This window comes from Thermus thermophilus, assembly GCF_019974155.1.
Taxonomy (GTDB): domain Bacteria; phylum Deinococcota; class Deinococci; order Deinococcales; family Thermaceae; genus Thermus; species Thermus thermophilus_C.
Map to the genome: position 1 here is coordinate 1,886,798 of NZ_AP025158.1, position 26,829 is coordinate 1,913,626.

Annotated in this window: 26 protein-coding genes, 2 tRNA genes and 2 pseudogenes; 14 read left to right on the top strand and 16 right to left on the bottom strand. The window is 69.4% G+C overall.

The annotated features are described in order from the left end of the window. Positions 1 to 47 precede the first annotated feature (47 nt). The gene (locus TthTMY_RS10165) at positions 48 to 1,097 is read right to left on the bottom strand and encodes an NADH:flavin oxidoreductase/NADH oxidase (protein ID WP_096411180.1); all 1,050 of its coding nucleotides are present in this window, start codon (positions 1,095 to 1,097) and stop codon (positions 48 to 50) included. 83 nt (positions 1,098 to 1,180) lie between these two features. Between TthTMY_RS10165 and TthTMY_RS10170 the strand changes: the two genes are divergently transcribed. The 3 genes and pseudogenes from TthTMY_RS10170 (at position 1,181) to TthTMY_RS10180 (ending at position 5,563) form a co-directional block, all read left to right on the top strand. Further along, positions 1,181 to 4,111 carry a glucodextranase DOMON-like domain-containing protein gene (locus TthTMY_RS10170; RefSeq protein WP_223903243.1) on the top strand — a complete coding sequence of 977 codons (2,931 nt, stop codon included), beginning with the start codon at positions 1,181 to 1,183 and terminating at the stop codon, positions 4,109 to 4,111. A gap of 21 nt (positions 4,112 to 4,132) precedes the next feature. Next, a complete protein-coding gene (locus TthTMY_RS10175) occupies positions 4,133 to 4,786 on the top strand; it encodes a hypothetical protein (RefSeq protein ID WP_096411181.1) in 654 nt (217 codons plus the stop codon). A 74-nt stretch (positions 4,787 to 4,860) separates the two neighbouring features. Next, positions 4,861 to 5,563, top strand: a pseudogene (locus TthTMY_RS10180) (Clp1/GlmU family protein). Here the strand turns inward: TthTMY_RS10180 and leuS are convergent. The 3 genes and pseudogenes from leuS to TthTMY_RS10195 form a co-directional block, all read right to left on the bottom strand. After that, positions 5,541 to 8,177: a leucine--tRNA ligase gene (leuS, locus tag TthTMY_RS10185; protein WP_096411183.1), complete on the bottom strand. Its 2,637-nt coding sequence runs from the start codon at positions 8,175 to 8,177 to the stop codon at positions 5,541 to 5,543. The pseudogene TthTMY_RS10180 and the gene leuS overlap by 23 nt on opposite strands. Before the next feature lie 171 nt (positions 8,178 to 8,348). Then, positions 8,349 to 9,959 carry a 30S ribosomal protein S1 gene (locus TthTMY_RS10190; protein ID WP_096411184.1) on the bottom strand — a complete coding sequence of 537 codons (1,611 nt, stop codon included), beginning with the start codon at positions 9,957 to 9,959 and terminating at the stop codon, positions 8,349 to 8,351. 149 nt (positions 9,960 to 10,108) lie between these two features. Continuing rightward, positions 10,109 to 10,807, bottom strand: a pseudogene (locus TthTMY_RS10195) (IS4 family transposase); the annotation flags it as partial. Between the two features lie 103 nt (positions 10,808 to 10,910). Here TthTMY_RS10195 and TthTMY_RS10200 point away from each other — a divergent pair. The 5 genes from TthTMY_RS10200 to TthTMY_RS10220 are packed head-to-tail and all read left to right on the top strand — an operon-like array spanning position 10,911 to position 13,472. Then, positions 10,911 to 12,026: a M20 family metallopeptidase gene (locus tag TthTMY_RS10200; protein WP_172844643.1), complete on the top strand. Its 1,116-nt coding sequence runs from the start codon at positions 10,911 to 10,913 to the stop codon at positions 12,024 to 12,026. Beyond that, on the top strand, positions 12,023 to 12,499 hold the full coding sequence (locus tag TthTMY_RS10205; protein ID WP_096411186.1) for a YbaK/EbsC family protein: 477 nt from the start codon (positions 12,023 to 12,025) through the stop codon (positions 12,497 to 12,499). Before TthTMY_RS10200 ends, TthTMY_RS10205 begins: the two co-directional genes overlap by 4 nt. Positions 12,500 to 12,501: 2 nt before the next feature. Continuing rightward, positions 12,502 to 12,777, top strand: a complete 276-nt coding sequence (locus TthTMY_RS10210) for a hypothetical protein (RefSeq protein ID WP_096411187.1) — start codon at positions 12,502 to 12,504, stop codon at positions 12,775 to 12,777. A 9-nt stretch (positions 12,778 to 12,786) separates the two neighbouring features. Further along, positions 12,787 to 13,071, top strand: a complete 285-nt coding sequence (locus tag TthTMY_RS10215) for a hypothetical protein (protein ID WP_096411188.1) — start codon at positions 12,787 to 12,789, stop codon at positions 13,069 to 13,071. Positions 13,072 to 13,073: 2 nt separating this feature from the next. After that, complete coding sequence (locus TthTMY_RS10220; RefSeq protein WP_096411189.1) at positions 13,074 to 13,472, top strand: hypothetical protein; 399 nt, start codon at positions 13,074 to 13,076, stop codon at positions 13,470 to 13,472. An 80-nt stretch (positions 13,473 to 13,552) separates the two neighbouring features. On the opposite strand, the gene TthTMY_RS10225 is transcribed toward TthTMY_RS10220, so the two are convergent. The 3 genes from TthTMY_RS10225 to TthTMY_RS10235 all read right to left on the bottom strand — a co-directional run bounded on the left by TthTMY_RS10225 (position 13,553) and on the right by TthTMY_RS10235 (position 16,190). Then, a complete protein-coding gene (locus tag TthTMY_RS10225; RefSeq protein ID WP_157745796.1) occupies positions 13,553 to 13,840 on the bottom strand; it encodes a hypothetical protein in 288 nt (95 codons plus the stop codon). Between the two features lie 208 nt (positions 13,841 to 14,048). Beyond that, on the bottom strand, positions 14,049 to 15,404 hold the full coding sequence (locus tag TthTMY_RS10230; RefSeq protein ID WP_223903245.1) for an alanine/glycine:cation symporter family protein: 1,356 nt from the start codon (positions 15,402 to 15,404) through the stop codon (positions 14,049 to 14,051). Positions 15,405 to 15,407: 3 nt separating this feature from the next. Next, entirely contained in the window at positions 15,408 to 16,190 is a 783-nt protein-coding gene (locus tag TthTMY_RS10235; protein WP_223903246.1) for a DUF4388 domain-containing protein, read from the bottom strand. A 56-nt stretch (positions 16,191 to 16,246) separates the two neighbouring features. Between TthTMY_RS10235 and TthTMY_RS10240 the strand changes: the two genes are divergently transcribed. Both TthTMY_RS10240 and TthTMY_RS10245 read left to right on the top strand, forming a co-directional pair. After that, complete coding sequence (locus TthTMY_RS10240; RefSeq protein WP_096411191.1) at positions 16,247 to 16,930, top strand: alpha/beta hydrolase; 684 nt, start codon at positions 16,247 to 16,249, stop codon at positions 16,928 to 16,930. 21 nt (positions 16,931 to 16,951) lie between these two features. Further along, positions 16,952 to 17,698, top strand: a complete 747-nt coding sequence (locus TthTMY_RS10245; protein WP_223903247.1) for a ZIP family metal transporter — start codon at positions 16,952 to 16,954, stop codon at positions 17,696 to 17,698. Between the two features lie 61 nt (positions 17,699 to 17,759). Here TthTMY_RS10245 and TthTMY_RS10250 read toward each other — a convergent pair whose 3' ends face one another. The 7 genes from TthTMY_RS10250 to TthTMY_RS10280 form a co-directional block, all read right to left on the bottom strand. Continuing rightward, entirely contained in the window at positions 17,760 to 18,425 is a 666-nt protein-coding gene (locus tag TthTMY_RS10250; protein ID WP_223903248.1) for a DNA/RNA nuclease SfsA, read from the bottom strand. Positions 18,426 to 18,473: 48 nt separating this feature from the next. Beyond that, positions 18,474 to 18,566, bottom strand: a tRNA-Ser gene (locus tag TthTMY_RS10255). 7 nt (positions 18,567 to 18,573) lie between these two features. Further along, positions 18,574 to 18,664 (bottom strand) — tRNA-Ser (locus tag TthTMY_RS10260). A 45-nt stretch (positions 18,665 to 18,709) separates the two neighbouring features. Further along, positions 18,710 to 19,612 (bottom strand): alpha/beta hydrolase family protein, encoded by a 903-nt coding sequence (locus TthTMY_RS10265; protein ID WP_223903249.1) that lies wholly within the window; start codon positions 19,610 to 19,612, stop codon positions 18,710 to 18,712. Then, complete coding sequence (locus TthTMY_RS10270; RefSeq protein WP_223903250.1) at positions 19,612 to 20,628, bottom strand: acyltransferase; 1,017 nt, start codon at positions 20,626 to 20,628, stop codon at positions 19,612 to 19,614. Before TthTMY_RS10270 ends, TthTMY_RS10265 begins: the two co-directional genes overlap by 1 nt. 7 nt (positions 20,629 to 20,635) lie before the next feature. After that, positions 20,636 to 22,060: an SWIM zinc finger family protein gene (locus TthTMY_RS10275; RefSeq protein WP_223903251.1), complete on the bottom strand. Its 1,425-nt coding sequence runs from the start codon at positions 22,058 to 22,060 to the stop codon at positions 20,636 to 20,638. Positions 22,061 to 22,250: 190 nt separating this feature from the next. After that, positions 22,251 to 23,096, bottom strand: a complete 846-nt coding sequence (locus TthTMY_RS10280; protein ID WP_096410485.1) for a transposase — start codon at positions 23,094 to 23,096, stop codon at positions 22,251 to 22,253. A 55-nt stretch (positions 23,097 to 23,151) separates the two neighbouring features. Between TthTMY_RS10280 and amrS the strand changes: the two genes are divergently transcribed. From amrS to TthTMY_RS10295, 3 genes are read left to right on the top strand one after another with little or no spacing between them, the layout of a single operon-like run. Then, on the top strand, positions 23,152 to 24,204 hold the full coding sequence (gene amrS, locus TthTMY_RS10285) for an AmmeMemoRadiSam system radical SAM enzyme (protein ID WP_096411193.1): 1,053 nt from the start codon (positions 23,152 to 23,154) through the stop codon (positions 24,202 to 24,204). After that, complete coding sequence (amrB, locus tag TthTMY_RS10290; RefSeq protein WP_172844644.1) at positions 24,192 to 24,983, top strand: AmmeMemoRadiSam system protein B; 792 nt, start codon at positions 24,192 to 24,194, stop codon at positions 24,981 to 24,983. The genes amrS and amrB overlap by 13 nt, the downstream gene beginning before the upstream one ends. Positions 24,984 to 25,022: 39 nt before the next feature. Further along, positions 25,023 to 25,253, top strand: coding sequence for a Uma2 family endonuclease (locus TthTMY_RS10295; protein ID WP_223903252.1), 231 nt, complete (start codon positions 25,023 to 25,025; stop codon positions 25,251 to 25,253). Here the strand turns inward: TthTMY_RS10295 and TthTMY_RS10300 are convergent. After that, entirely contained in the window at positions 25,250 to 25,639 is a 390-nt protein-coding gene (locus tag TthTMY_RS10300; RefSeq protein ID WP_223903253.1) for a hypothetical protein, read from the bottom strand. The two genes, TthTMY_RS10295 and TthTMY_RS10300, sit on opposite strands and share 4 nt — an antisense overlap. Positions 25,640 to 25,689: 50 nt before the next feature. Between TthTMY_RS10300 and TthTMY_RS10305 the strand changes: the two genes are divergently transcribed. Beyond that, the gene (locus TthTMY_RS10305) at positions 25,690 to 26,079 is read left to right on the top strand and encodes a secondary thiamine-phosphate synthase enzyme YjbQ (RefSeq protein WP_096411194.1); all 390 of its coding nucleotides are present in this window, start codon (positions 25,690 to 25,692) and stop codon (positions 26,077 to 26,079) included. Here the strand turns inward: TthTMY_RS10305 and hemQ are convergent. Further along, the gene (gene hemQ, locus TthTMY_RS10310) at positions 26,076 to 26,825 is read right to left on the bottom strand and encodes a hydrogen peroxide-dependent heme synthase (RefSeq protein ID WP_096411195.1); all 750 of its coding nucleotides are present in this window, start codon (positions 26,823 to 26,825) and stop codon (positions 26,076 to 26,078) included. The two genes, TthTMY_RS10305 and hemQ, sit on opposite strands and share 4 nt — an antisense overlap. Positions 26,826 to 26,829: the final 4 nt, after the last annotated feature.

Genomic DNA, 26,829 nt, shown 5'->3' on the forward strand with positions numbered 1-26,829 from the left:
AGGGTTCCTTTCGGGCTCCATGGAGGCGGGTCCGCGATGGGGTGGCCTCAGAAAGCCCGCAGGTACTGGGGCGGAATCGGGGCCTCCGCCCCCAGGGCCTTGGCCGCCTTCAGGGGGAAGTAGGGGTCCCGGAGGAGGACCCGGCCCAGAAGCACCAGGTCGGCGCTTCCCGCCTGGAGGACGGTCTCCGCCTGCTCGGGGGTGGTGAGGAGGCCCACCGCCCCCGTCGGCATCCCCACCCGCTTGCGCACCGCATCGGCGAAGGGGACCTGGAAGCCCGGGGCCGCGGGGACCCTCACCCCCGGCACCACCCCGCCCGAGGAGAGGTCCAGGAGGTCCACCCCCAGGGCCTTGAGCCGTTCGGCGAAGGCCAGGGTGTCCTCGAGGCCCCACCCCCCTTCCCCCCAGTCTGTGGCCGAGACCCGAACGAAGAGGGGAAGCTCCGGGGGCAGGGCCTCCCGCACCGCTCGGGCCACCTCCAGGGGAAAGCGCATGCGGTTTTCAAGGCTTCCCCCGTAGGCGTCCTCCCGCCGGTTGGAAAGGGGCGAGAGGAAGGAGGAGAGGAGGTAGCCGTGGGCCATGTGGAGCTCCACCACCAAAAACCCCGCCCGGAGGGCCCTTTTGGCCCCTTCCACGAAGGCCTCGAGGACCCGCCCCATGCCCGCCTCGTCCAAAGGCTCGGGGACAGGGTAGCCCTCGGCGAAGGGGAGGGGGCTTGGCCCCACCACCTTCCAGCCCAAAGGCCTTCCTCCTTCCCAGGGCCTCGCCGTGCCCGCCTTGCGCCCGGCGTGGGCGAGCTGGATCCCCGGCACCGCCCCCGCCTCCCGGATGCGCCGGGCAAGCTCCCTAAGGCCCGGGAGGTGGTCCTCAGACCAGATCCCAAGGTCAAAGGGGCTGATCCTCCCTTCGGGGAGGACCGCCGTGGCCTCCACGATCACAAGCCCCACCCCGCCCAGGGCCCGGGTGGGGTAGTGGAGGAGGTGCCAGTCCGTGACCTCTCCCCCTTCCGTGGCCGAGTACTGGCACATGGGGGACATGGCCAGGCGGTTTTTTAGCCTGAGGTCCCGAAGGACAAGAGGGGTGAAGAGGAGGGCCATGGGACCATTATCCCCGCCTCCCCGCCGTAGAATGGGCGCATGGCGCCAAAGGGCGGTTCCATGAACGGGCAGGGGGTGAGGCCGTGAAGGGAAGGCTCCTCGCGGCGGCCCTCTTCCTGACGGCAGGCCTGGCCCAGCCCCTCAAGGTGGCCATCCTCTGGCACCAGCACCAGCCCCCTTACGAGAACCCCCTCACGGGCCAGTACGGGGAGCCCTGGGTGCGCATGCACGGGGTGAACGACTACCCCTGGATGGCCGAGGTCCTCCTGGAGTTTCCCGAGGTCAAGGTGAGCTTTGACTACACCTCCACCCTCCTCAAGCAGATCGGGGACTACCTCTCCGGCAAGGCCAAGGACGCCTACTGGCGGGTCTCGGAAAAGCCCGCGGGCGCCCTCACCCCGGAGGAGCGGGCCTTCGTGGTGGAGCGCTTCTTTGACCTCAACCCCCGCTTCGTGGCGGAAAGCCCCCGCTACCAGGAGCTTCAGGCCAAGAAGAACCGGGGGGAGGCCTTCACCGACCAGGACCTCACCGACCTCCGGGTCCTCTGGAACCTCCTCTGGATCAACCGGGACTACATCGCCAAGGACCCCCGCCTCGAGGCCCTCCGCAAGAAGGACCGGGGGTTTTCCCAGGAGGACCTGGACTACGTCCTGAAGAAGCACCTGGAGCTCATGGCCACCATCCTGCCCCTCCACCAAAGGCTTTGGGAGCGGGGCCAGATTGACCTCCTCACCACCCCCTACTACCACCCCATCCTCCCCATCCTCCTGGACAAGGAGGCCATCCGCGAGTCCAACCCCACCCTCGCCCTCCCCAAGGAGCCCATCGCCTGGCCGGAGGACGCCCGCTGGCAGGTGCGCTCCGGGAAGGCCTACTTCCGGGAGCTCTTCGGGAGGGAACCCTTAGGCATGTGGCCCCCCGAAGGGGCCGTGAGCCAGAAGGCGGCCGAGCTCTACGCCGAGGAGGGCGTGCGCTTCCTGGTGACGGACGAGGCCGTCCTGGGCAAGAGCGGCTTCCCCGTGAACCCCCTCACCCTGACCCGGCCCTACCACGTGGAGAAGGACGGCAGGCGCCTGGTCCTCTTCTTCCGGCACCGGGACCTCTCGGACCGGATCGGCTTCCGCTATAGCGGGATGCCCCCCGAGGAGGCGGTGGAGGACTTCATCGCAAGCCTCCTGGAGATCCGCCGCCAGGTGATCCGGGAAAACCCCGAGGCCGTCCTTACCATCGCCTTGGACGGGGAGAACGCCTGGGAGAACTATCCCGAAAACGGCAACACCTTCCGCCGCCTGCTTTACAAGCGCCTTTCCGAGGAGCAGGCCAAGGGCACCCTGAAGACGGTGCGCTTCTCCGAGGTGCTGGACCTCCCCTCGGTGGCCCTTCCGCGCCTCGGCACCGGGGGGTGGGTCGGGGACTTCGCCATGTGGGCCGGGGAGCCGGAGGAGAACGAGGCCTGGGACCGGCTAAGCCGGGCCCGGCAGGCGGTGGTGGCCTACCGGGAAGCGGGCGGGGACCCCAAGGTGGCGGAGCGGGCCATGGGCCTCATCTACGCCGCCCAGGCCTCGGACTGGTTCTGGTGGTACGGCCAGGACACGGGCTTCCCCAACAACCCGCCCTTTGACGAGGGCTTCCGCGCCCTCCTCCGGGCGGTCTACGAGACCCTGGGGAAGGAGCCCCCCGAGGAGCTCTTCATCGCCGTGCGGCCCCCCGCGGCCCCCCAGGGCACCCCGGGCCGGATAAGGCCCCAGCTGGACGGCCGGGTGGACCCTCCCGAGGAGTGGAAGGGCGCCGCCTACCTGCCCGACCTCGAGGGCACCACCATGCAGACCCAGGACGACCTCCTCAAAGGGGTGTACCTGGGCTTTGACGAGCAGAACGTCTACCTGAGGGTGGACCTAAGGGAGGGGATGAGGGCGGCGGACCTCCTGGGCCAGGGCCTCCGCCTCCACGTCTACGCCACCACGCCGGGGGAGGAGGGCGGGGCGGCCTTCCCCGAAGGGAGCGAGGTTTCCCTAGGCTTCCCCCTGCAGCAGCGGCTTACCTTGGACCTGGACCAGGTGCGGGACGGGGAGGCGGTGTTGGTGCGCTACGCCTACCGGAACGGGGCCTGGGTCCTGGCGAGTTCCCCCGCCGACCTCCAGGGGCGGCGGGCCTACGTGGGCGAGGTGGTGGAGATGCGCCTTCCCTACACCACCCTGAAGGCGGGGCCGGGGGACACCCTGCGCCTCGCCGTGGTCCTGGAGCGGCAAGGCCGGGTGGTGGACGCGGCCCCCAACGCGAGCCCCCTGGCCCTCTCCCTGCCCCAGCGCCTGGCCGGGAAAGAGGTCCTGGCCATCCCGGACCCCGAGGGGGACGAGCACGGCCCCGGCACCTACACCTACCCCAAGGAAGCGGCCTTCGCCCCCTTCCAGGGCCTCTTTGACCTCTTGGAGATGCGGGTTCTGGACAGCGGGGCCACCTGGACCTTCGTCTTCCCCTTCAAGGAGATGACCAACCCCTGGGGGGCCCCGGCGGGCTTCAGCCACCAGCTCCTCAACGTCTACCTGGACTTCAAGGAAGGGGGGCGCACCGACCCCTTCGCCGAGGGGGCCAAGGTGGCCTTTGACCCCGAGCACCCCTGGGACCTCTTCCTCAAGGTGGCGGGCTGGCCCCAGTACGGGCAACGGGTGGGCTTCCCCGACGGCACGGACACCGCCGACGGGATCACGGTGGGGAGCAACCCCGCGGACAAGCAGGTGATCGTCCAGCTGGACAAGAAGCACTTCAACCCCGCCCCGGGGCAACGGGTCTGCTTCTACGTGCTCGTGGGCAGCCAGGACGGCTACGGCCCCGACCACTTCCGGCCCGTGGCCAAGGAGGCAGGGCCCTGGAACCTGGGCGGGGCGGAGAACGAGGACGCCCCCCTCGTGGTGGACTACCTCTGGCCGGAGAGGGGGGTGCAGGAGGCCATGCTCTCCCGCTACGGGGGCGGGAAGCACGCGGTACTTCGGCCCTACTGCGTCTTTTGGCCTTAGGGGTTCTAGTAGACTTTGGCCATGGACCCGGGCCTCGAGGCCGCCTTCCGACGGGTGGAGGAACTCCTCTTCGGGGGCCCCTCCCGCCCCGGCCTCACCCTCTACGACCTTCAGCGCCTGGTGGGCTACCCGGCCAAGGGAAAGGGGCCCTACGTCCACACCCTGCCCGCCCTTCCCGGGGCCCAGGCGGTGCGCCTCTACTACTACCCTGAGGACCCCGAGCTGGAGCTCATCGTGGAGATCGTGGACCGGGAGGGGAAGCAACACCTCCGCCACTTCCGCTGGAACGGGGTCACCTGGGAGACCCCCAAGGGGAAGAAGGGGGAGCTCAAGGCCACGGCGGTTCCTCAAGACCCCTTGAGGGTCGGGGAGGACTACTTTCTCGGCTTCGCCCCCGAGGAGGCCGTGGCCTTGGAGGCGGCCCTAAGGCGGGGGGAGGCCCCGGGGCTCAAGTACCTCCTCTGCCCCAGGTGCCGCACCCGGATCTTCTACGCCTACTCCGCAAACCCCCAGGGGCTCGCCTGCCCCACCTGCGGCAACCCCACCCTCCTCTTCAAGACCCTCGTCGGGGAGGAGCGGAAGGACCCCCTCGAGGCCCTGGCGGAGGAACAGAGGCGGCTCAGGCTCGCTCTGGAGGAGCTTCTGGCCTACCTCAAGCGCAAGCTGGGTCCCTGAGGCTACATGCCGGCGTGGAGGCCCCGGCAAGGCGTTTCTAAAGGCCAGTCGGGCGAAGGAAACAGGGAGATAAGATGCTCCTCCTCCTGGGCCCCACGGACGCGGGAAAGACCACCCTGGCCAGGCGGCTCCTCCAGAAGGCGGGCGAGGCCTTCCTCCTGGACCTGGACCCGGGGCAGGGGGCCCTTCCCGGGACCTTCTCCCTCTTCCTCCATCGGGAGGGGCGCCTCCTCCTGGTGCGCCGGACCCTTTTGGGCACCCTCTCCCCGGCGGGGGCGGAGGCGAAGGCCCTGGTGGCGGCCCTGCGCCTGGCCCGCCTCATCCCCCAAGGAAGCCCCGCGGTGGCGGACACGGACGGGCTTTTGGACCCGGGGTACCGCCTTTTGCAGGTGGACGCCCTAAACCCCGTAGAGGTGGCGGTCCTGGAGGCGGAGGAGCTCTACAGGGCCCTCGCCTGGCGGAAGGACCTCCGGGTGCGCCTCCTCCCTCCCCTCCCCGAGGCCCGGAGGAAGACCCCGGCGGAGAGGCGGAAAAACCGGCAGGAAAGGCTCCTCGCCCACTTTCAGGAAGCGGGGCCGAGGCTTGCCCCCCTCGAGGGCCCGCCCCTCTGGGACCGGCTCTACGGCCTCCTGGACCCCGAGGGGTTCTTCCTGGGCTACGGGAGGCTCCTCGCCTTCGGGGGGCGGGGAGGGGCTCTTCCTCACCCCGGCCAAGGGGGAGGTGGCCAAGGCCCTCCCCACCCGCCTCAGCCTCCCTAGCCCCGCACTACCAGGTTGAGGATCTTCCCCGGGACGTAGATCTCCTTCACCACCTCCTTGCCCTCGAGGTGGGCCTGGACGTTTCGCACCTTAAGGGCCTCGGCCCGCGCCACCTCCAGGGGGGCGTCCTTGGGGATTCGGATCGTCCCCCGCACCCGCCCGTTCACCTGGACGGCCACCTCCACCACGTCCTTCTCCAGGGCCTTCTCGTCCAGCTCGGGCCAGCCCGCCTGGAAGAGGCTATCGGGCCAGAACCAGTGCCAAAGCTCCTCGGCCAGGTGGGGGGCGAAGGGGAAGAGCATCTGCAGGTAGTAGCGGAGGGCGGTGCGGTAAACGGGGGTCACGGGGCGGTCCTTGCGGTACTCGTAGAGGGCGTTCAGGAACTCCATGAGGGCGGCGATGGCGGTGTTGAAGCGGAGGGCCTCGAGGTCCTCCGTGACCTTCTTCAGGGTCTCGTGGAGCTTACCGTAAAGCTCCCGGTCCTTCCCCTCCAACGCCTCCGCCTGGAAGACCTCGCTCGTCGCCAAAAGGGCCTCCCGGTCCTCGGCCACCCGCCGGTAGATGCGGTTCAGGAAGCGCCAGGCCCCCTGGACCCCCTCCTCCGTCCAGACCATCTCGTTCTCCGGGGGCGCGGCGAAGAGGATGGTGATGCGGGCGATGTCCGCCCCCTGCTCCTTCACGAAGGGCCCCACCATGACGCCGTTGCCCTTGGACTTGCTCATGACGGCGGGCTTCCAGAGGTGGAGGGTGCCGTCCTCGTGGGGCCTGAGCTCGGCCCCCATCTTCCGCACGTCCTCCAGGGAGAGGGCGCTTTCCGGGATCTCCAGCCGGATGCGGGTGGGCTCGGGGAGGCGCACCACCTCGCCTTCCACTTCCACGGGGCCAAAGTCCGTCCAGGCGAGGACCATGCCCTGGGTGAAGAGGCCCTGGAAGGGCTCCTCCACCTTCACCATCCCCAGGTCGTGGAGGAACTTGGTGAAGAAGCGGCTGTAGAGGAGGTGAAGCACCGCGTGCTCCACCCCGCCGATGTACTGGTCCACGGGCATCCAGGCGTTCGCCTTCTCGGGGTCAAAGGGGAGGCGGTCGTTGTGGGGGTCGGTGTAGCGCAGGTAGTACCAGCTGCTGTCAAAGAAGGTGTCCATGGTGTCCGTGTCCCGCTTGGCGGGGCCGCCGCACCTGGGGCAGGTGGTCTCGTAGAACTCGGGGTGGGCCTCCAGGGGGCTTTTCCCCTTGGGGCGGATGTCCTCCACGTCCTTGAGGTCGGGAAGGAGCACGGGAAGCTCCTCCTCGGGGACGGGGACCACCCCGCAGGCCTCGCAGTGGACCATGGGGATGGGGGTTCCCCAGTAGCGCTGGCGGCTGATGAGCCAGTCCCGGAGGCGGTAGGTGACCCGGCCCTTACCCAGGCCCTTCTCCTCCAGCCAGGCGATGACCCTCTTCTTCCCCTCCTCGCTTGGCGTGCCGTCAAAGGGCCCGGAGTTCACCATGATCCCGGGCTCCTCGTAGGCCCTTTCCAGGGGCTCGGGGAGGGGGTCTTCAGGCCGCTCAATCACCTTCTTGATGGGAAGGCCGAACTTCCTGGCGAACTCGTAGTCCCTCTGGTCGTGGGCGGGGACGGCCATGATGGCCCCGGTGCCGTAGCCATAGAGCACGTAGTCCGCGGTCCAGATGGGGACCCTCTCCCCCGTGGCGGGGTTTAGGGCGTAGGCCCCGAGGAAGACCCCGGTCTTCTCCCTGCCTTCCGCCTGGCGCTCAATCTCCGTCTTGCGCTTGGCGGCCTCCACGTAGGCCAGGACCTCCTCCCGCCTCTCGGGGGCGGCGAGCTCCAGGGTGAGGGGGTGCTCCGGGGCGAGCACGAGGAAGGTGGCCCCGAAGAGGGTGTCGGGCCGGGTGGTGAAGACGGGGATCTTCACCTCCTTCCCCTCCACGGGGAAGAGGATCTCCGCCCCCTCGGAGCGGCCGATCCAGGCCCTTTGCATGGCCTTGACCTTCTCGGGCCAGTCCAGGCCCTCGAGGTCCTTAAGGAGCCTCTCGGCGTAGGCGGTGATGCGCAGGTACCACTGCTCCAGCTCCCGCTTCTCCACGGGGGTGTCCTCGTGCCGCCAGCACCGCCCCTCCACCACCTGCTCGTTGGCGAGGACCGTCTGGCACTTGGGGCACCAGTTGACGAGGCCCTTCGCCCGGTAGGCCAGGCCCTTTTCCCACATCTTGAGGAAGATCCACTGGTTCCAGCGGTAGTACTCGGGCTCGCAGGTGGTGACCTCCCGGTCCCAGTCGTAGAGGATGCCCATGAGCCGGAGGCTCTCCTTGGCCTGGCGGATGTTGGCGTAGGTCCAGTCCTTAGGGTGGACGCCGAACTTCAGGGCGGCGTTCTCCGCCGGAAGGCCAAAAGCGTCCCAGCCCATGGGGTGGAGGACCTCGTAGCCCTGCATCCGGCGGAAGCGGGCCAGGACGTCCCCCATGGTGTAGTTCTTCAGGTGGCCCATGTGCAGGTCCCCCGAGGGGTAGGGGAACATGACGAGGACGTACTGCTTCCCCCGGCCCCCCGGGAGGTCCTTGGCCTTCATGAACCCCTTCTCCTCCCAGAAGCGCTGCCACTTGGCCTCAATGGCGTGCGGGTTGTACTTCTCCATGGCTCCTCCTCAAAAAAGCCCCTCCCTAGGAGGGAAGGGGCCGCAAAAACCCTTCCCCCCGCTAGGGACGTAGGGACGCGCGCACGCCCCCATGATACGCCTTTGCGCCGGGGCGCTTCCACACGAAAGCCCCGCGCCGGACTTTTCCAGCGCGGGGCCTGGGAAAGGGTCTTAGCCTCGGCTCTTCTCCTCAGCCTCCTCCTCGAAGCCCAGGCTCGCCAAGAGGTCGCCGTAGAGGTCGCCGAGCTTCACCGTGGCCGTGGTGGTGGGCACGCTGGAGGCGTCGTAGAGGTTGTACTCCGCCACGGCGCCGTACTCGTACTCCCTCCGGTCCTCCCGGCGGGGCGCCCCCTTGCGGCGGGCGCGCTCCTTGCCCGAGCGGGCGCGGCGGGGCCGCTCCTCCTCCTGGGGCAGGGGGGGCGGAAGGAGGCGCTTGCGGGAGAGGGAGACCCGCTGCTCCACCGGGTCAATGTTGAGGACCACGACCTCCATCTCGTCCCCCTTCTTGAAGAGGGCGGCCGGGTTCTCCACCCGCTTGTGGTCCAGCTCGGAGACGTGGACGAGCCCCTCAATGCCGGGCTCAATCTCCACGAAGACCCCGAAGTCCGTGACCCCGGTAACCTTGCCCTTCAGCACGGTGCCGGGCGGGTACTTCTCCGTGAGCTGCTGCCAGGGATCGGGCTGGGTCTGCTTGAGGCCCAGGGAGAGGCGGCGCTCCTCGGGGTCCAGGCGCAGGACCACGGCCTCCACCTCGTCCCCCTCCTTCACCACCTCGGAGGGGTGCTTGGGCCGCTTGGTCCAGGAGAGCTCGGAGATGTGGATCAGGCCCTCGAGGCCCGGCTCCACCTCCACGAAGGCCCCGAACTGGGTGAGGCCCACCACCTTGCCCCGGACCCGGGTGCCCACGGGGTACTTCTCCGCCACCGTGGTCCAGGGGTCGGGGATGAGGGCCTTGATGGAGAGGTTGACCCGCTCCTTCTCGGGGTCCACGGAGAGGACCTGGGCCTTCACCTTCTGGCCCTTCTGGATCACCTCGCGGGGGTGGTTGAACCGCCCCCAGGTGATCTCGGAGCGGTGGACCAAGCCGTCCACGGGGCCCAGGTTGACGAAGACCCCGAAGTCGGTCACCTCCACCACGGTGCCCTCCACCACCTGGCCGGGCTCGAGGCTCTTGAGGAAGGCCTCCCGGGCCCGCTTCTGCTCCTCCTCCAGCACCGCCCGGCGGGAGAGGATGACCCGGCCTTTACGGCGGTGGAACTCAATGATCTTGGCCAGGACCTGCTGGCCCACGAACTCGTCCAGGTTCGGGACGCGCCTAAGGTCCAGCTGGGAGGCGGGCATGAAGCCCTGGACACCGTCCAGCTCGGCGACCACGCCCCCCTTCACCCGCTCCTTGATGGTCACGGTGACGGGCTCGCCCTTCTCGTAAAGCTCCTGGACCCGGTCCCACTTCTCCTGGGCCTCGATCTTCTTCCGGGAGAGCAGGATCTGGCCCGTCTCGGGGTCCACCCGGAGCACCTGGACCTTCACCTCGTCCCCAGGGCTCAGAAGGTTCCTGAGTTCCTCCTCGGAGAGGGGCTTGGTGGTGAGCTGGTTGAAGGGGATGATGCCCTCGGTCTTGGCGCCGATGTCCACCGCCACGCCTTCCGAGCCCACCAGAACCACCTTGCCCGTCAGGATCTGCCCGGGGCGCACGCGCTTCTCCAGCCGGGCCTCCGTCTCCTGAAGGGCCTCTTCCATGCTGAAGGTCTGTTCCGGGGTCTGGGTCGCCTTGTCTTCCATGCCGCCTCTATCCTCCTCTAGCCTTCTGCCACACGAAAAGGAGGGGGAGAGCCACTACTCCCCGCTCTCGTGTGCACAAGCCCCGAAGGGCATACTCCCCTTTTATACCACCCCTCCTCCCGTTTGCCAAGACCTGTCCAGCTGAACGCTCATCCCTTTCCTCCTCCCAGTTCCTGAGGCAACCGGACCAGCGCTGCCCGCACGGCTTCCCTCCAAGGCAGGGGTCCCTGGGCCAGGGCGATCCGGCCCAGACGGAAGAGGCTCTGCCGCTCGGGATGGGCCAGGAGCCGGGGAAGCCATTCCCTGCCCTGCAAGCGCGCCCCCAGAAGGACCAAGAGCGCCATCCCCAAGGCCAGAAGCCATAACCACCCCCTGAGGCTCGCCCCCGTCCGCAGCCGATGGCGGTCCAGCCCAAACCCCTGCCCCTTCAGGTCCCTAAACCCCTCTTCAATCCACATCCGCCACCCATAGGGCGGCTCCCCCCCAAAAGGGCCCGAATAGGCCAGATACCAGGGATCCCGACCCCCTGGGTACACCAGGAGGGTGACTTCTACCCCCTCCCCACCGTGTCCGAAAAGGCGGACCTCCTCCCGCAGGGGGTGGACCACACGCTGGTAGCCCTCCTTCAGGGGAAGGCGCTTCCCCCCTTGGGGTTCCACCTCCCGGTTCTACTAGAGGCGGAGGAGGAAGCCCATGCCCCACCCCTGGAGCTTTTGCCTCAGGGAAGCCCGGTCAAAGCCGCGGTCCGGGAAGAGGGGGGTATACCCCAGATCCTGGACGGCGCGGCCCAGGCGGTGGAGGAACTCCTCCTCCACCCGGTTTTGACTGGGAAGAGGGGGGTGGCAGGCGGCCCGCCTTACTTGCCCCCCTCTTCCCTTCCCTCGTCAAGCCCCGGCCCTCAAAGTGAGGAGAGCTCAGCTTCCAAGGCGAGGCCCTGCCATAATGGGGGCCATGGAAAGCCTTCGCTGGATGGAAGCCCGCCTTCCCGAGATCCTCAAGGACCTGGAGGCCTTCGTCCGCCGGGAGTCCCCCTCGGGGGACCTCGCGGGCCTTAAGGAAGCCGCGGCCTTCCTGGAAGAGGCCTTCGGGCCCCTCGAGGGCCGCCTCTCCCGCAAGGACACCCCCGCGGGCCCCGTCCTCCTCCTCAAGCGGGAAGGCGAGGGCGCCCCCGTGCTCGTCCTCTGCCACTACGACACCGTCCACCCCAAGGGGAGCTTCCCCGAGCCCTTCCGCCTGGAGCGGGAGAAGGCCATCGGTCCCGGGGTCTACGACATGAAGGGGGGGATCATCGCCCTCCTCTACGCCCTGCGCTACGCCGAGGCCACGGGGCGGAGGCTTCCCGCCCTCGAGGTCCTCTTCACCCCCGACGAGGAGGTGGGCTCCCCGGAAAGCCGCCCCCTCATTGAGGCCGCCGCCAAGAAGGCCCGGGCGGTGCTGGTCCTGGAACCCCCCACCGCGGAAGGCCACCTGAAGGTGGCCCGCAAGGGGGTGGGGCTCTACCGGCTTAGGGCCATCGGCAAGGCCGCCCACCAGGGGGTAGAGCCGGAGAAGGGGGTGAACGCCATCCTGGAGCTCGCCCACCAGGTCCTCAAGGCGGCGGCCCTGGAGGACCGGGAGAAGGGGACCACCCTGGGGCCGAACCGCATCCGGGGCGGCACGGCCACCAACGTGGTGGCCGAGGAGGCGGAGGTGGAGATTGACCTCAGGGCCTGGACCCTGGAGGAGGTGCGGCGGGTGGAGGAAGGGCTTAAGGCCCTCAAGCCCGTCCTGCCCGGGGCCAGGCTCGTGCTCTCGGGCGGCCTCAACCGCCCCCCCATGGAGCCCACGGAGGAAAGCCTCGCCCTCTTCGCCAAGGCCCGGACCATCGGGGAGGCCCTGGGCCTGAGGCTCGAGCCCGGCCGGGTGGGCGGGGGCTCGGACGGGAACTTCACCGCCGCCCTAGGGGTGCCCACCCTGGACGGCCTGGGGCTTTTCGGGGGCGATGCCCACCAGAAGACGGAGTACGTGGTGGTGCCGGAGATCCCCCGCCGCGCCGCCCTCCTCGCCGAGCTCCTCGCCGCCCTATGAGCCTCTCCCCCTCCGCCCGGCGGGTCCAAGGCGCCCTCGAGGCCCGGGGCTTCGGCCACCTGAAGGTGGTGGAGCTTCCCGCCTCCACCCGCACCGCCAAAGAAGCCGCCCAGGCCGTGGGGGCGGAGGTGGGGCAGATCGTGAAGAGCCTGGTCTTCGTTGGGGAAAGGGGAGCCTACCTCTTCCTGGTGAGCGGGAAGAACCGGCTGGACCTGGGAAAGGCCACGCGTCTGGTGGGCGGCCCCCTGCGCCAGGCCACGCCGGAGGAGGTGCGGGAACTCACCGGCTTCGCCATCGGGGGTGTCCCCCCGGTGGGGCACAACACGCCCTTGCCCGCCTACCTGGACGAGGACCTCCTGGGCTACCCCGAGGTCTGGGCGGCCGGAGGCACCCCGAGGGCCCTCTTCCGGGCCACCCCCGAGGAGCTCCTCGCCCTCACCGGGGCCCAGGTGGCGGACCTCAAGGAGGCCTAGCGATGTTCTTCCGCAAGGACCCCCACGTGAAGCCGGAAGGCCCCCTGGCCTTCCGGGTGCGGGTGCGCACGAAAAGCGGGGAAGTGGTGGAGCTCAGGCTCTCCAAGAGCATGGAGATCTCCCCCACGGAAGGGGGCTACTACGTGCGCAAGGAGATCGTGGCCCCAAAGAGCCTGGACCGGGCGGTGCTGGAGATCTGGTTTGACCGCGGCTACCGGCCCGTGCGCAAGGTCGTTGAGGGGGGTGAACTCATACCTATTCGGGAATGGGCGGACTAGAATGGGGACATGGAAAAGGTCCTCTTCGGCCTCGGCCTTCTGGTCATGGTCTACAACGTCCTCTATGGCCTTCGGCTCAAGCGGGCCGCCCCCGGCGGGGTCATCGGGGAAAGGAGCGGGCAGATGCTCTTCCTCATCGCCTTCTTCGCCCTCGCCTACCTGGGGGTCCTGCTCCTCACCTGGAGCGAGCCCAGTAGCCTCCTCCTTCTCCTCCTCTCCCTGATTCTCTTTCTGGGAGCGGTCTTCGTCCACCTGGTGCTCCGCCTGGTGGACGCCATCCTGGCCTCCTTGTAGCCATGGTCTTCCGCCGCAACCCCTCCCCTCCCGAGAGCGAGTGGAAACCCACCCCGGAGGAGTGGCGGGTCTACGTCCTCTGCGACGGGCGGCGCACGGAGGAGGAGGTGGTGCGGGAAAGCGGCCTGGGGGAGGAAGCCTACCGGATTCTGGCGGGCCTTCTCAAGCGGGGCCTCATCCTCCCCGTGGAAAGCCCCAAGGAGCTTTGCGCTAAGCTTTCGGAGCTCCTCAAGGCCCGGCTTGGCCCCCGGGCGGAGCCCTTCCTTAGGCAGCTCCAGGGGTGCGAAACCCGGGAGCGCCTGGAAGAAGAAGCCCTTAGGGTGGCCCTGAAGGTCAAGCTCACCTTGGACCGGAGGGCCGGGGAGGAGCTGGAAAAGGCGGTGAAGGCCCTTTTCCGCTAGCCTCCCCCAGGGAAGAACGCCCGCCGGGGCCCCATGCCGGCGTAAGCCAGCATGGGGTGGTGTTATCAGGAGTTTTCACCCTACCTCTCACCCCCCTTCCCGAGCCTCCTCCTTGGGGGCGAGGCGGCTTTTATCTCGGTCAGTAGCCTCTCCCCAGCTACCCTCTGGGCGTGGCGCCACGCCATCCCCGGAAAGGCCAGCCGCACCTCCCTCATCGCGTGAAAGGCCCGTACCACCAGCTCCGCATGCATGAGCTGCGCCGCAAACGAACGCGCCTGGCTCCTTCCCTGCCCCAGGTTCTGCTTGTAGAGCCTATGCACCACCTCCGCCTTCCAACGGCAAAACCACGCCTCCAGCACCTCCTGCACACCCCCCGCCAGGGTGGAGACCAGGGCAAAGCCCCGCCACCCAGCCCCGCGCCCCACCCAGACCAGCACCAGGCAGCTTGCAGGCCGCTAAGCATGGCGGCCACTATGTTTTCAGGCCAGGGATAGGTAACGACTTCCCCCACCGGGGCTTTCGCCGCGGTGGGGGCCTCCAAAACCCCGCCCTCGTTCGGGCATCCCGTGGGGCCCTTTAGCGGGGCGGCACCCAGGGCTCCCCGCGGAAGAAGCCGTAGACCAGGCGTCCCACCACCCCGCCCAGAAGGACCAGGCCTAGGAGGTTGGGAAGGGCCATGAGGCCGTTTAGGGTGTCGGAAACGGCCAAAAAGGCCTCGAGGCCCCCCAGAGGCCCCACGAAGGCCAAGGTGGCGAAGGCGAGGCGGTAGGGCCAGCGGACGCCCTCCCCGAGGAGGAAGGCCGCGGCCTCCTCCCCGTAAAACCCCCAGGAGACCATGGTCCCCAGGGCGAAGACCGCCACGGTGAGGGCGAGGACCACGCCCCCCAAGGGGTGGGCCTGGAAGAGGGCCTGGGCCGCCTCGGCGGCGCTTCCCCCCCTTTGCCAAAGCCCGGAGGCGACGAAGGTGAGGGCGGTGAGGGAGGTCACCAGGAAGCTCACGAGCATCTCCGTGACCCCCCAGAACCCCTGGCGCACGGGGTGGTCCACCTGGGCCTGGGCGTGGGCGATGGCCGCCGAACCCAGCCCCGCTTCATTGGCGAAGATGCCCCGGCCAAGCCCCGCGTTGATGGCGGCGAAGAGGCTGTAGCCCGCAGCCCCCCCCAAAGCGGCCTCCGGGCTGAAGGCGGCCTGGAAGACCAGGGCCAGGGCCTCGGGGATCCGCCCGGCGTAGAGGACGAGGAGGGGCCCCACCGCCGCCAGGAAGAGGAGGAGCTTCAGGGGCACCACCACCTGGGCGAAGCGGGCCACCCGCACGATCCCCCCGCCCAGGACCACCCCCACCAGGAGGGCCAGGAAGAGGCCCACCAGGGCGGGCGGCGCCCCCAAGGGAACCAGGGCCCCCCCCACCGCCCCCGCCTGGAAGAGGTTGCCGATGCCGAAAGCGGCCACCGCGGCGAAGAAGGCGAAGAGGTGGCCCAGGAAGCGTAGCCTGGGGAGGCCCCGAAAGAGGTAGTACATGGGCCCGCCGGAAACGGAGCCGTCGGCGAAGCGGCGGCGGTAGTGGACCGCCAGGGTGGCCTCGGCGAACTTCGTGCCGGTGCCGAAGAAGTAGCCCACCCACATCCAGAACACCGCCCCCGGCCCCCCCACGAGCACCGCCGCCAGCATGCCGAGGAGGTGGCCCGTGCCCAGGGTGGCGGAGAGGGCCACCATGGTGGCCTGGTAGGGGGTGATCTGGCCGCCGAAGCCGTAGGCCCGCTCCCGGATCGCCCCAAGGGTCTCGCTGAAGGCCACCCGCGCCATCCTGAAGGGGGCGCTGAACCAGCGGATCTGGAAGATCACCAGGTAGGCCCCCACCAGGAGGTAGACCAGCTTCATGGGAAAGCCGAAAACGATGCGGTTCAGGGTTTCGTTCCAGGCCAGGATGTCCATGGGCTACACCTCCGGCACGGCCTCCACCTTGTCCCCCCGGCGGAGGCGCAGGCGCTTTAGGTCCTCCTCCATAAGCCTCACCCTCCCTTGGAGGTTCGGCCGGGGACGGACCTCGAGGACCGCCCCCGGGGGCAGAAGCCGCACCCTAAACCCTCGGCGGATGGCCCGGGCCCACCGGGCGTAGAGGGCCTCGTCCACGTAGGCCACCCCCGAGCCCGGCCCGTAGATGGGGAGGACCACGAGGGGCTCGGGGGGAAGGTCCACCTCGGGGTAGGCCTCCAGGGCCCCCACCTCCAGGAGGGTGCTGAGGACCCGGGCCTGCCGCAACACCCCGGGGGCGAGGAGGACCTCGGCGATCCGCTTCCCCTCTACCCGGGCGAGGAGTCCCAGGGCCTCTGAGGGAAGCTCCACCGCGCTCCCCTCCCGGGGCAGGCGGAGGCGGAGGCCCCAGTTGGCGGGCAGCTTGACCTTCTCCCAGGCGGCTTGGGCCTGGGCGAGCCGGGCCGGGACCTCGAGGCCCCCAAGCAGGGTGGTGTGGGGCGGAAGGGCCTCGGGCTCAAAGACAAAGGGGGCCCGCCTAAGCCCTACCAAGAGGTCTAGGGCCTCCTCCCCTTCCAAGACCCTTTCCCCCGACTGGGCCTTGGCGTGGACCACCTGCCCGCCCCGAAGGTAGACCTCGGCCTCCAAAAAAGGAGGGTGCAGGCGCAGCCTCCCCGTGCGCCCCGCGCTCATCAGCGCCCCCACCAGGGAGGGAAACGGAAACTCGGCCAGGTCCCCCGAAAGCATTCGCCCCACGTTTTACCACGGGCACACCCTCCCGTCCAGACGGGGTATGCTTAGGCATGCACCTTCTCCTCCTCCACGGCTTCACCTCCCACCCCGTCCTCACCCTCGGCCCCCTGCCAGAAAGGCTCAAGGAGGCAGGGTTCCAGGTGCGCCAGCCCGCCCTGCCGGGCCACGGCACGCGGCCCGAGGACCTCCTAAAGGTGCGCTTTGAGGACTGGCTCCTGGCGGCGGAAGAGGCCTACCTGGAGCTTCCCGAGCCCCGGGGGGTGGTGGGGCTTTCCATGGGGGGGCTTCTCGCCGCCCACCTCGCCGCCCGCCACCCCACAAAGGCCCTCGTGGCCCTGGCCCCCGCCTTCGCCCTGAAAAACCCCTTGGCGCCCTTGGCGCCCTACCTCCACCGGCTCATCCCCCGCTTTCCCGGCCCACCCTCCATAGAGGACCCGGAGCTCAGGAAGCACAACCCCAACTACCCCTACTTCCCCACCCGGGCTGTCCTGGAGCTCCTCGCCCTCATGCGCAAGACCCCGGAAGTCCTCCCCCGGGTGAAGGCCCGGGCCCTGGTGGTGGCGGCGGGGAAAGACCGGGTGGTAAAGGGGGTGGACCGGTACTTCGCCCTCCTGGGAAGCCCGAGGAAGGACTACCTCGTCTTCCCGGAAAGCGGCCACGACCTCCTCTTGGACCGGGACCGGGAGGCGGTGGCCCGGGCGGTGCGCGACTGGCTTATTGCAAGTGATAACTAATTGCAATAAAATAGGCCCGGTATGGAAGGCCTGCCCATCTCTCCTTGGACGGTGTTCCTCTACGCCCTCCTCACCGCCGTCGCCACAGGCCTCGGCGCCCTCCCCTTCCTCTTCACCCGCGGGATCACGCGGCGGCACCTCGGCCTGGCCAACGCCGCCGCCGCCGGGCTCATGGTGGCGGCGAGTTTCGGCCTCATCTACGAGGGGGTGAACTACAGCCTGGGGCGGACCCTGGTGGGCGTGGGCCTCGGCCTCCTCTTCATCCTCCTCGCCCACCGCTACCTCGAGGGCCGGGAGGTGAACCTCGGCGACCTCAAGGGCCTGGACGCCCGCAAGGCCCTGATGATGGTGGGCATCATGACCCTCCACTCCTTCGCCGAAGGGGTAGGGGTGGGGGTGGCCTTCGGGGGGGGAGAGGCCCTGGGGGTCTTCATCACCCTGGCCATCGCCGTGCACAACATCCCCGAGGGACTCGCCATCAGCCTCGTCCTCGTCCCCCGGGGGGTGAGCGCGCTCGGGGCCGCCTTGTGGAGCGTCTTCTCCAGCCTGCCCCAGCCCCTCATGGCCGTGCCCGCCTACCTCTTCGTGGAGGCCTTCCAACCCTTCCTGCCGGTGGGGCTTGGCCTCGCCGCCGGGGCCATGATCTGGATGGCCGTGGCCGAGCTCCTCCCCGACGCCCTGAAGGAGGCCGAGGCCGAAGGGGTGGCCACGGTCCTTACCCTCTCCGTGGCCCTCATGGTGGCCTTCCAGATCCTGATCGGGGGCTAAGCGCCCGCGCTGGGAAGCTCCTTTTGGGGCCCCCACCGCGGCGAAAGCCGCGGTGGGGTCCTTAGCGCCAGACCCAGGGGAGGGGGGCCTCGAGGCGGAGGGCCTTCAGGCTCGGCCGGACCCTATAGGCCTCCAGGACCACCCCGGCCTCCCGGGCCTCCTGGGCGGCCTCGAGGAGGGCCCGGTCCGCGGGGTCCAGGGCGAAGGCCTCGGCCAGGGGGTGCTGGACGAGCCAGACGGCGAAGGCCCCGTACCCCTCCCGGGCCAAGGCGGCGAGGAGGCGGAGGTGGCGGGCCCCCCTCGAGGTGGGGGCGTCGGGGAAGAGGGCGAGGGCCCCCTCCAGCCGGTTCGCGTTCTTGGCCTCAAAGAAGGCCTCCTTTCCCCCCACCCGGGCCCAGAAGTCCAGCCTTTCCCCCCGTAGCCCCACCTCCCGCCGCAAGGCCTCCAGGGGACCGTAGCGCCCGGCGCGAAGGAGCCTTTCCAGAAGGGGCCCCGCCAGGGTGGCGTCCACCCCCACGAGGACGCCTTCCTGCTCCACCAGGTAAAGCCGCCCCCGGGTCTTGGCCGTGGGCCTCGGGTGGTAGTGGCCCCGGGTTCCGGGGAGGAGGAGCTCCCTCAGGCGGCCCGTGTTGGCGAGGTGAAGGGGCCCCACGTCCGCCTCCACCAGGAAGCGGTTCACCCGCCGGAGCACCCGGCAGGGAAGGAGGGGAGGAAGGGGAAGCTCCATCCTCCCAAGGGTACAAAAGGAAAGGCCCGGGGCGTCCCCCGGGCCCTTTGGCGGAGAGGGCGGGATTCGAACCCGCGGCACCGGTTATCCCGGTGCAACACCTTAGCAGGGTGCCGCCTTAGACCACTCGGCCACCTCTCCAAGCCTTTGGCGGAGGGTGAGGGATTCGAACCCCCGGTGGGCCCAAGGCCCACAGCGGTTTTCAAGACCGCCGCCTTCAACCGCTCGGCCAACCCTCCAAGGTATGGCCGCACCCCCTACTATGCGGCAAAGCCCCCCGCTTGTCAAGGGCGGAACCAGGCCAAAAGAAACCGCTCCAGCAGGGCCTCCATGGCCGGTATTACCGCGTGGTGGAGGTCGGGGAAGAGGACAAGGTGGTCCTCCCCCGGGGGGCCAAAGCCCGTGGGGCGGAGGCAGGCCCGCCCCTTGGTGAGGGGGAGGGTCCAGGGCGTTCCCTCCCGGGTAAGGGCCACCTGGTGGACCCGCCGCCCCATCCCCTCCCGGACGTCCCGCAAGCGGCAGGCCTGGGTGGGGGGAATGAGGGGGTCGTTTCCCCCCTGCAGGACCAGAAGGGGGGCCTGGAGCCTGGCCGCGTGGGGCAGGGGGCTCTGCCGGGCGTAGCAGGCCGGGCACTCCTCGGGTAGCGCACCGAAGATCTCGCGCCACCGCGTGAGGGCCTCGGGGCGGGTGCGGCGGAGGAGGGCCACCTGTTCGGCGAAGTCCACGGGCCCGATGACGAAGGCCACCCCCTGGGCCCCCCCCTCCAGGGCGGCGGCCTTCAGGGCCACGCAGGCCCCCAGGGAGTAGCCCGCGTAGGCGTGGCGCCCCACCCCCAGGCGGGGAAGGAGCCGGGCCAGGAGGGCCAGGTCCTCCGCCTCCTCCAGGCACCCCGTGATGCGCCCGCCGCTCTTTCCCCGGCCCCGGAGGTGGGGCACGAGGGCCAGGAAACCCCTTTCTGCCCACAGGCGGCACCGCGCCCGCAGGGTCTCCGTGGGGGGGCCGAACCCCCCCGGCACGAGAAGGAGGGCGCCCATGGGGGGGCCTGAGGGGAAGCACGCCTCCGCGAAAAGCCGCACCCCTTCCCGGCGGTAGAAGACCCCCCCGGGCACCCTCTCCAAGGGGGCGGGCCCCTCCTCCGCCCCCAAGACCAGGAGGGGAAGGAGGAGGAAAAGCCAAGCCCTTCCCATCAGCGGCCGAACACCACCGGCGAGACCCGGGCGCGGGCCAGGAGGCGGGCGAGGAGGAGGGGGAGAAGGAGGGCCAGGGCCAGGTAGACGGCGAAGGCAGGCTTCAGCCCCAAAGGCTCGGGGAAGCCCGGGTACTTTTCCAGAAGGCGCATCACCATGGGGTGCACCAGGTAGATCTGCAGGGAGTAGCGGCCCAAGAAGGCCAAGGGGCCCCGCAGGGGGGTGCGAGCCAGGGCGTGGGCCAGGGCCAGGAGCAGGAAGGCCATCCCCGTGGTGAAAATCCAGTGGAAGGCCTGGTAGTGGAAGGTGTTCACGGGAACCCGTTGCAGGACGTCCAGGGCCAGGGGCAGGTAGCCCCAAAGCCCAAGGCCCGCGGCCAGAAGCCCCAGTGGCCAGTACCGCAGGAGGCGGGGGAGGGCCTCGAGGCGGCTTGCCAGGTAAAGCCCGAGGGCGATGGCCGGGAGGTACCATAGGACGAAGCTCCCCGGGTAGGGCAGGAAGCGGTAGGCCCGGTTCAGGAAGTAGAGGGCCAGCGTCCCCCCCGCCCCGAGAAGGAGGAACCAGACCCCGTGGGGCCGCCTGAGGAGGATGGGGCGGAAGAGGGGGAGGAGGAGGGCGAGCTCCAGGGCCACCACCAAAAAGTAGAGGTGGAAGTAGGCCTTGCCGAAGAGGAGCTGGTGGAGCAGGCGCTCGGGCTGGAAGACCCCCGTGTCCCAGTAGCGGAAAAGAAGGTAGATCCCGCTCCAGAGGAGGTAGGGCCAAAGAAGGCGCAAGGCGCGGCTTTTCAGGTAGCGGCCCAGGCGGAACTCCCGGTGGAAGGAGGCCCCCAGGACCAGGGCGGTCATGAAGAGGAAGGCGGGCACCGCGAAGTGCAGGGTGCGGTTCACCCCCGCCAGGAGGAGCCACTCCGGGCTCCCCGGGGAGAGCTCCCGCAGGAAGCGGCCCGTCACGTGGTGCAGGACCACCTCGAGGATGGCGAGCCCCCGGAAAACCTCCACCCAGGGAAAGCGCTCCACGGGCTCATTATGGGTGAGGTTCATGAGGGCTCCCCAAGAGGGGGGCGAGCTCCTCCCGCAGGGCCCACCGCCGGGGATAGGCCCGAACCAGGCTCCAAGCGGCCTCCCGGGCCCTCCTGGGGTCCAGGCGGGCAAGCCGCCCAAGAAGCCCCGCCGCCTCCCGGTAGGCCGCCCGCCCCCCCGCCTCCACCCGGGCCTTGGCCGCCTCCAGGTAAAGCCGGGCCGCCTCCTCGGGAAGCCTTTCCTCCAGGACCGCGGCGAGGGCGGGGTAGGCCTCCGGGGAAGCCCGCTTGAGGAGGCGGTCCAAGGCCTTCCAGTCCTCCTCCAGGAGGTGGATTTGGGCGAGGAGGGCGGGGTCTTGCACCTGCCGGAGGAGGCGGGGCCTCTCCTCGGCGAAGGCCCGGCCCAGCTTGACCTTGAGGGCCAGGTAGTCCTCGAGGCTAGGCCTCAAGCGGAAGCGGGCCAGGTGGTCCTCGGGAAGCCCCCGGTGGGCCACGAGGAGGTCCAGGAGGGGAAGGAGCCTCGGGTCCTTGCCGAACCAAGCCACGGCCTCCTCGGCGTACCGGAGGGCCTCCTCCCGCCTCCCCAGGGCGAGGAGGCGCTCCACGAAGGCCAGGTAGTCCTCCACCCCCTCAAGCCCCTCCCGCAAGACCCCCAAAGCCTCCTCCTCCCGCCCCAGGCGGAAGAGGAGCTCCGCCTTAAGGGCGCGCTTTAGAGGCTCCCTCCCCGCAAGGAGGGCCAGGGCCTTTTCCGGCGCCTTCAGGGCGAGCTCCAAGAAGGCCTCCCCCAGGGCCTCAAAGGGGTGGCGGAGGTAAAGCCCGAGGAGGAAGGGGAGGTCCCCCCCAAGCTCCAGGTGGCGGCGGAGGACGGGCCCGAGGTAGGGCCCGGGGTCAAAGGGGGCCTCGAGGAGGGCCCGCAAAAGGGCCGCCACCTCCTCCTTCCCCGCCTGGGAAAGCCTAAGGAGAAGCGCCTTGGCCTCCTCCTCTCCCCCGCCCAGGCGGAAGGCCTGCCTGAGGCGCCGCACCCCCTCGGCAAAGGCCTCCTCGGGGAAAAGGGCCTCTTTGAGGAGGAAGGCCACCTCGGGGAGGGCAGAAAGCCGCAGGAGAAGCCCCTTGGCCTCCTCGGGAGAGAGGGCCTTCAGGCGGGGCCAAAGGTCCTCGGGCCGCCTCTCCAGGTAGGCGTAGAGGAGGGCGGCGGCGTGCTTGCAGGGAAAGAAGGGGTAGGGGCAGGTGCAACGCCCCACAAGCCCCGGCCCCACCTCCACCCGGTAGGGCGTGGGCTCCGAGCCCTGGACCTCCCCCAAAAGCCTCTCCCCCACCCGGAAGACCCGCCTCACCCGGCCCTCCCTGGCGTAGGCCAGGCCGCGGCGCGCCACCTCCTCGGGCAAAAGGGGGGCGAAGTCCTCCTCGCGTTCGGGGGGAAAAGCGGCCACGCTTCCAGTCTACGCGCCCCTCCGGCCACCCCCACGAGGGCCCCGTCTAAGTACCCCACCGCGGCTTTCGCCGCGGTGGGGGCCCCAAAAGGACCTTTCCAAGACTTATTTCGGGCAACCCGTGTTGCGAGATCAACGTGCAGCCACTTAAGATGAAAACGGGCCCTATGAAATGCCTTCGTGTGCTACCTCATAGCTCCACCCCGGCCATCCTGAGAAGCACCCGGCTACGTATGAGGTTGTGAACGAGCAGGATGAGATTCACCCGGGCCACCAGCCCCCAGTAGGACCGCGCTTCTATCCGATGAAGCCCCAAAGACCGCACCATCACGCTAAACCGCGTCTCAATCCAGTTCCGTACCCTCCCCATCCACTCTTTCCATCCCGTCTCCACCACCGTTCCTCCCCTGACCCGATAGGGTGGCGTCTTGACCCCCTGGACCCAGCGAAAGCCCCGGTCCCCCAAGACCGCGGGCAGACCGTCCAGCAGGTCCCTCCCCCAGGTCTCCCGGGCATTCCCGGGGAGGATAGCCCAACGAAAAAAGAGGCCGCGCTCGTTCATCACCGGCATGAGAACGTAGCCCGCGAAAGCCCCCAGGGGGCCCACCCCCACAGCGGCCTCAGGAAGGTCCAAGCCGTGAATCCGGTGGCCGTGGGCCAGGGGGATGGGTTTGAGGTCCACCACCTGCAGAAGACCTTGCCCTCCGGAGAGCCTTATGGCCAGGTGAGCCAACAACCCCTGAGCCTTCTGAAGGACCCGGTAGAAGCGGGAGAGGTGGGGGAGGGAGGGGAAGTAGGCCTTGAGGGTGGTCTTGGCGGCCAGGTAGCCTTTGGCGAGGTCCTGGCCTTGCAACAGGACGAAGATGGCGAGGGTCAAGAGCTCGGCCAGGGTGGCCTTCTGGTGCTTTTGCTTTGGGGGGAGCTTGAATCCTTGGGCCTGCAGGGCTTTCAGTTCGTCATCTACCCAGACGTAGATAGCCACGAGAAGGGTCTCTGCGTCAAGATGGTAAAGGGGGTGCTCACGATCTTGCCGCATGGCACCCCCTCTTTTTTCACACCCCGGGGGTCCAGATCAAGTAGCACACGAAGGAATGACGCTTACCGCTACCCTAAGGGAGGCCGACCTGGTCCGGCCCCTGCCCAAAGGGTACGTGCAGTGCCGGGCCTGCGCCCACTACTGCGCCATCCCCGAAGGGGGCTCGGGCAAGTGCGGGGTGCGCCGGAACCTGGGGGGGAGGCTCTACCTGGTCACCTACGGCAAGGCCGCCGCCCTCCACCTGGACCCGGTGGAGAAGAAGCCCCTCTACCACTTCCACCCCGGGGAGGGCATCCTCTCCGTGGGCACCGTGGGGTGCAACCTCTTCTGCGCCTTCTGCCAGAACTGGCCGATCTCCCAGTTCCGGGAGTTCCGGGTCTCTCCAGAAGGGCACCTGGACCGCCCCATCGGCGAGGACTGGCCCCCAAAGCGCCTCGTGGCGGAGGCCGAGGCCTTGGGCGTGAGGCTTCTCGCCTACACCTACAACGAGCCCGCCGTCTGGATAGAGTACGCCCACGACACCGCCCGCCTGGCCAAGGCGCGGGGGATGAAGAACGTCTTCGTGACGAGCGGCTTTGAAACCAAAGAGGCCTGGGACTACATAAGGCCCCACCTGGACGCGGCCAACGTGGACCTGAAGGGCTTCACCGAGAGGTTCTACCGGGAGGTCTGCGGGGCCCGGCTCAAGCCCGTGCTGGAGAGCCTGGAGCACCTCTTGGCGAGCGGGGTCTGGGTGGAGGTCACCACGCTTCTCCTGGAGGGCTACAACGACTCGGACGAGGAGGTCCGGGCCATGGCCCGCTTCCTCAAGGGCCTCTCCCCGGACATCCCCTGGCACCTCACCGCCGCCCACCCCGACTACCGGATGCTCCACCTGAGGCCCACCCGGCACGCCACCCTGGTCCGGGCCCACGCCATCGCCAAGGAGGAGGGCCTGAGGTTCGTGTACGTGGGCAACGTCCTGGACGAGGAAAGGAGCTCCACCTACTGCCCGGACTGCGGCAGGCTCCTCTTGCGCCGGCGGGGCTTTCGGGTGGAGGCCCTGTGGGAGACCCCCGGGGTCTGCCCCGGGTGCGGCCAGCGCATCCCCGGCGTATGGACCTGGTGAGGCCCCCCGCCGTGGCCGGGCTCTTTTACCCGGAAAGGGGGGAAGCCCTCCTCAGCTTGGTGGAAGGCCTCCTACGGGGGGCCCAGACGCCCCCCAAGCCCCAGGCCCGGGGGGTTCTCTCCCCTCACGCGGGCTACCGCTACGCGGGCAAGGTGATGGCCGAGGCCTTCCGAGCCCTCTCCGCCTGGCGGGGAAGGGCAAGGCGGGTTTTCCTCCTGGGGCCGAGCCACTTCGTGCCCTTCTCCGGGGTGGCCTTCTTCCCCTACCGGGCCTGGCGCACCCCCTTGGGGGAGGTGGCGGTGGACCTGGAGGGGGGAAGGAGGCTCCTCGGCCGGGGAGCGCCCTTTCGCGCCTACCGGGAGCCCTTCCTGGAGGAGCATAGCCTCGAGGTCCTCCTCCCCTTCCTCCAGGTGGCCCTTCCCCAGACCCCCATCCTCCCCCTCCTCTTCGGGGAGGTGGACCCCGGGGAGGTGGCGGAGGCCCTACTAGGCGAACTGGGCCAAAAGGACCTGGTGGTGGCCTCCAGCGACCTCTCCCACTACCACCCCGACTCCGTGGCCCGGGAGCTGGACGCCAAGACCCTAAGGCGGGCCCTGGCCTTGGACGCCGAGGGGGTGGCCCAAGGGGAGGCCTGCGGCCGGCTCCCCTGGGCCACCCTCACCGCCTTGGCCCGGGCCCTTGGGTGGGAACCCCGGCTCCTCGCCTACGCCACCAGCGCCGAGGCCGGGGGAGGCGAGGAGCGGGTGGTGGGGTATGGGGCCTTGGCCTATGTAGGATGAAGGGGATGACCCCGGCGCGTCGGCGCTTCAGCGTGGAGGATGGAGGTGGCCGACGCCTCGGGGGCCTACGACCGGGAGGTAAAAGCCCCCCTCTACGCCCGGCACGGGGTCCAGGAGGTCTGGGTGGTGGACCTCGCGGAGGGAAGGGTCCACCGCTTCCTGGACCCTTCCCCTGGGGGCTACCGGGAACACCACGTCCTGGGCCCCGAGGACGCCCTCTCCCCCAGGGCCTTTCCCGAGCTTCTCGTGCCGGTGGCCTCCCTCCTCTAAAGCCGCACCAGGGGCCGGAACCAGGGGATGGAAAGGAGAACCACCCCTAGGGCCAGGGCGAAGAGGAGCCTGGCCCCGGGCCTCCCCTTCCGCGCCCGGGCAAGCCCCGCGTGGGCCAGGCCCAGGGCCACGAGCCCCCCCACCCAGTGCTCCGCCGCGAAGAAGCGGGCCTCCCCCCCGGCCCGCATGGCCTCCCCGAAGGCGGCGAGGAGCCCCTGGAAATAGGGGCTCACGAAGGCCAGGACCACCCCCAGGACCACCTGCAGGGTGAGGGCGTGGGCAAAGAAGGCGCCGGGCCTGGGCTCGGGGCGGAAAAGGGCCCAGAGGCCCAGGAGGAGGACGAGCCAGCGCACCAGGTTGTGCAGGGCGAGAACCGCCTCGTACATGGGGGAAGTGTACCCCGCTCCCGGGGCGCCCAGTGTGGCATCATGCCCATATGGAAGGCGTGGTGCGCCTCGAGGTCCCCACCCCCGAGGAGGGGTTCGTGAACATCACCCGCAAGGTGGAGGCGGCCCTCTCGGGCCACACGGGTTTGGTCTACCTCTTCGTCCCCCACACCACCTGCGGCCTCACGGTCCAGGAAGGGGCCGACCCCACGGTGGCCCAGGACCTCTTAGGCCGGCTCGCCGAGCTCGCCCCTAGGCACCGCCCCCAGGACCGGCACCTGGAGGGGAACTCCCACGCCCACCTCAAGAGCCTCCTCACCGGGGTCCACCTCCTCCTCCTGGCGGAGAAGGGGCGGCTGAGGCTTGGGCGCTGGCAGCAGGTCTTCCTGGTGGAGTTTGACGGCCCCCGGGTGCGGGAGGTTTGGGTGCGCCCCCTCTAAAGCCCAAGGAAGGCCCGCAGGGCCTCCTCGTCCAGGTACTTGCCCACGAAGAAGGGGCCGAACTCCCCGTAGCGGGCGGAGACCTCGTCAAAGCGCATCTCGTAGACGATCTTCTTGAACTGGACGGGGTCCTCGCTGAAAAGGTCCACTCCCCACTCCCAGTCGTCCAGGCCCTGGGCCCCGCTGATGACCTGCATCACCTTTCCCTGGTACTTTCTCCCCGTCTCCCCGTGGGCCTTCATGAGGCTCGCCCGCTCCTTGGCCGGAAGCATGTACCAGTTGTCCTGGCCCTGGCGCCGCTTGTTCATGGGGTAGAAGCAGACGTACCCCGACTTGGGAACCCTCGGGGTGAGGCGGGGCTTGACGTAGGGGGACTCGGGGTCTAGAGGCTTCTCCTGGCTTCCCAGCTCCACCACGGAGTAGAAGCTGTAGCTCCGCCCCAGGTACCGGGCGAAGGCGGAGCGGGAAAGGCGGGCCTCCGCCTCCAGAAGGGGGTCAAGCCCGGGGCGGAGGTTGAGGAAGAGGAGGTCGGCCTTGTGGCCCACCACCTGGTAGATGCCGTAGGAACCCTGGCCCGCCTCCTCCAGCTCCCGCCACTCCCGCACCAGGCCTTTAAGCTCCTCCCAGGCGTCCTCCCGGGCCTCCAAGGGGGCGGAGAACCAGCGGGGGAAGTCCAAGAGGCGGAAGTCGTGGAGGATGTGCCAGCCCTCGAGGGTATGGGTGGGTTCGGGAACGTGCCGCTCCATCCTC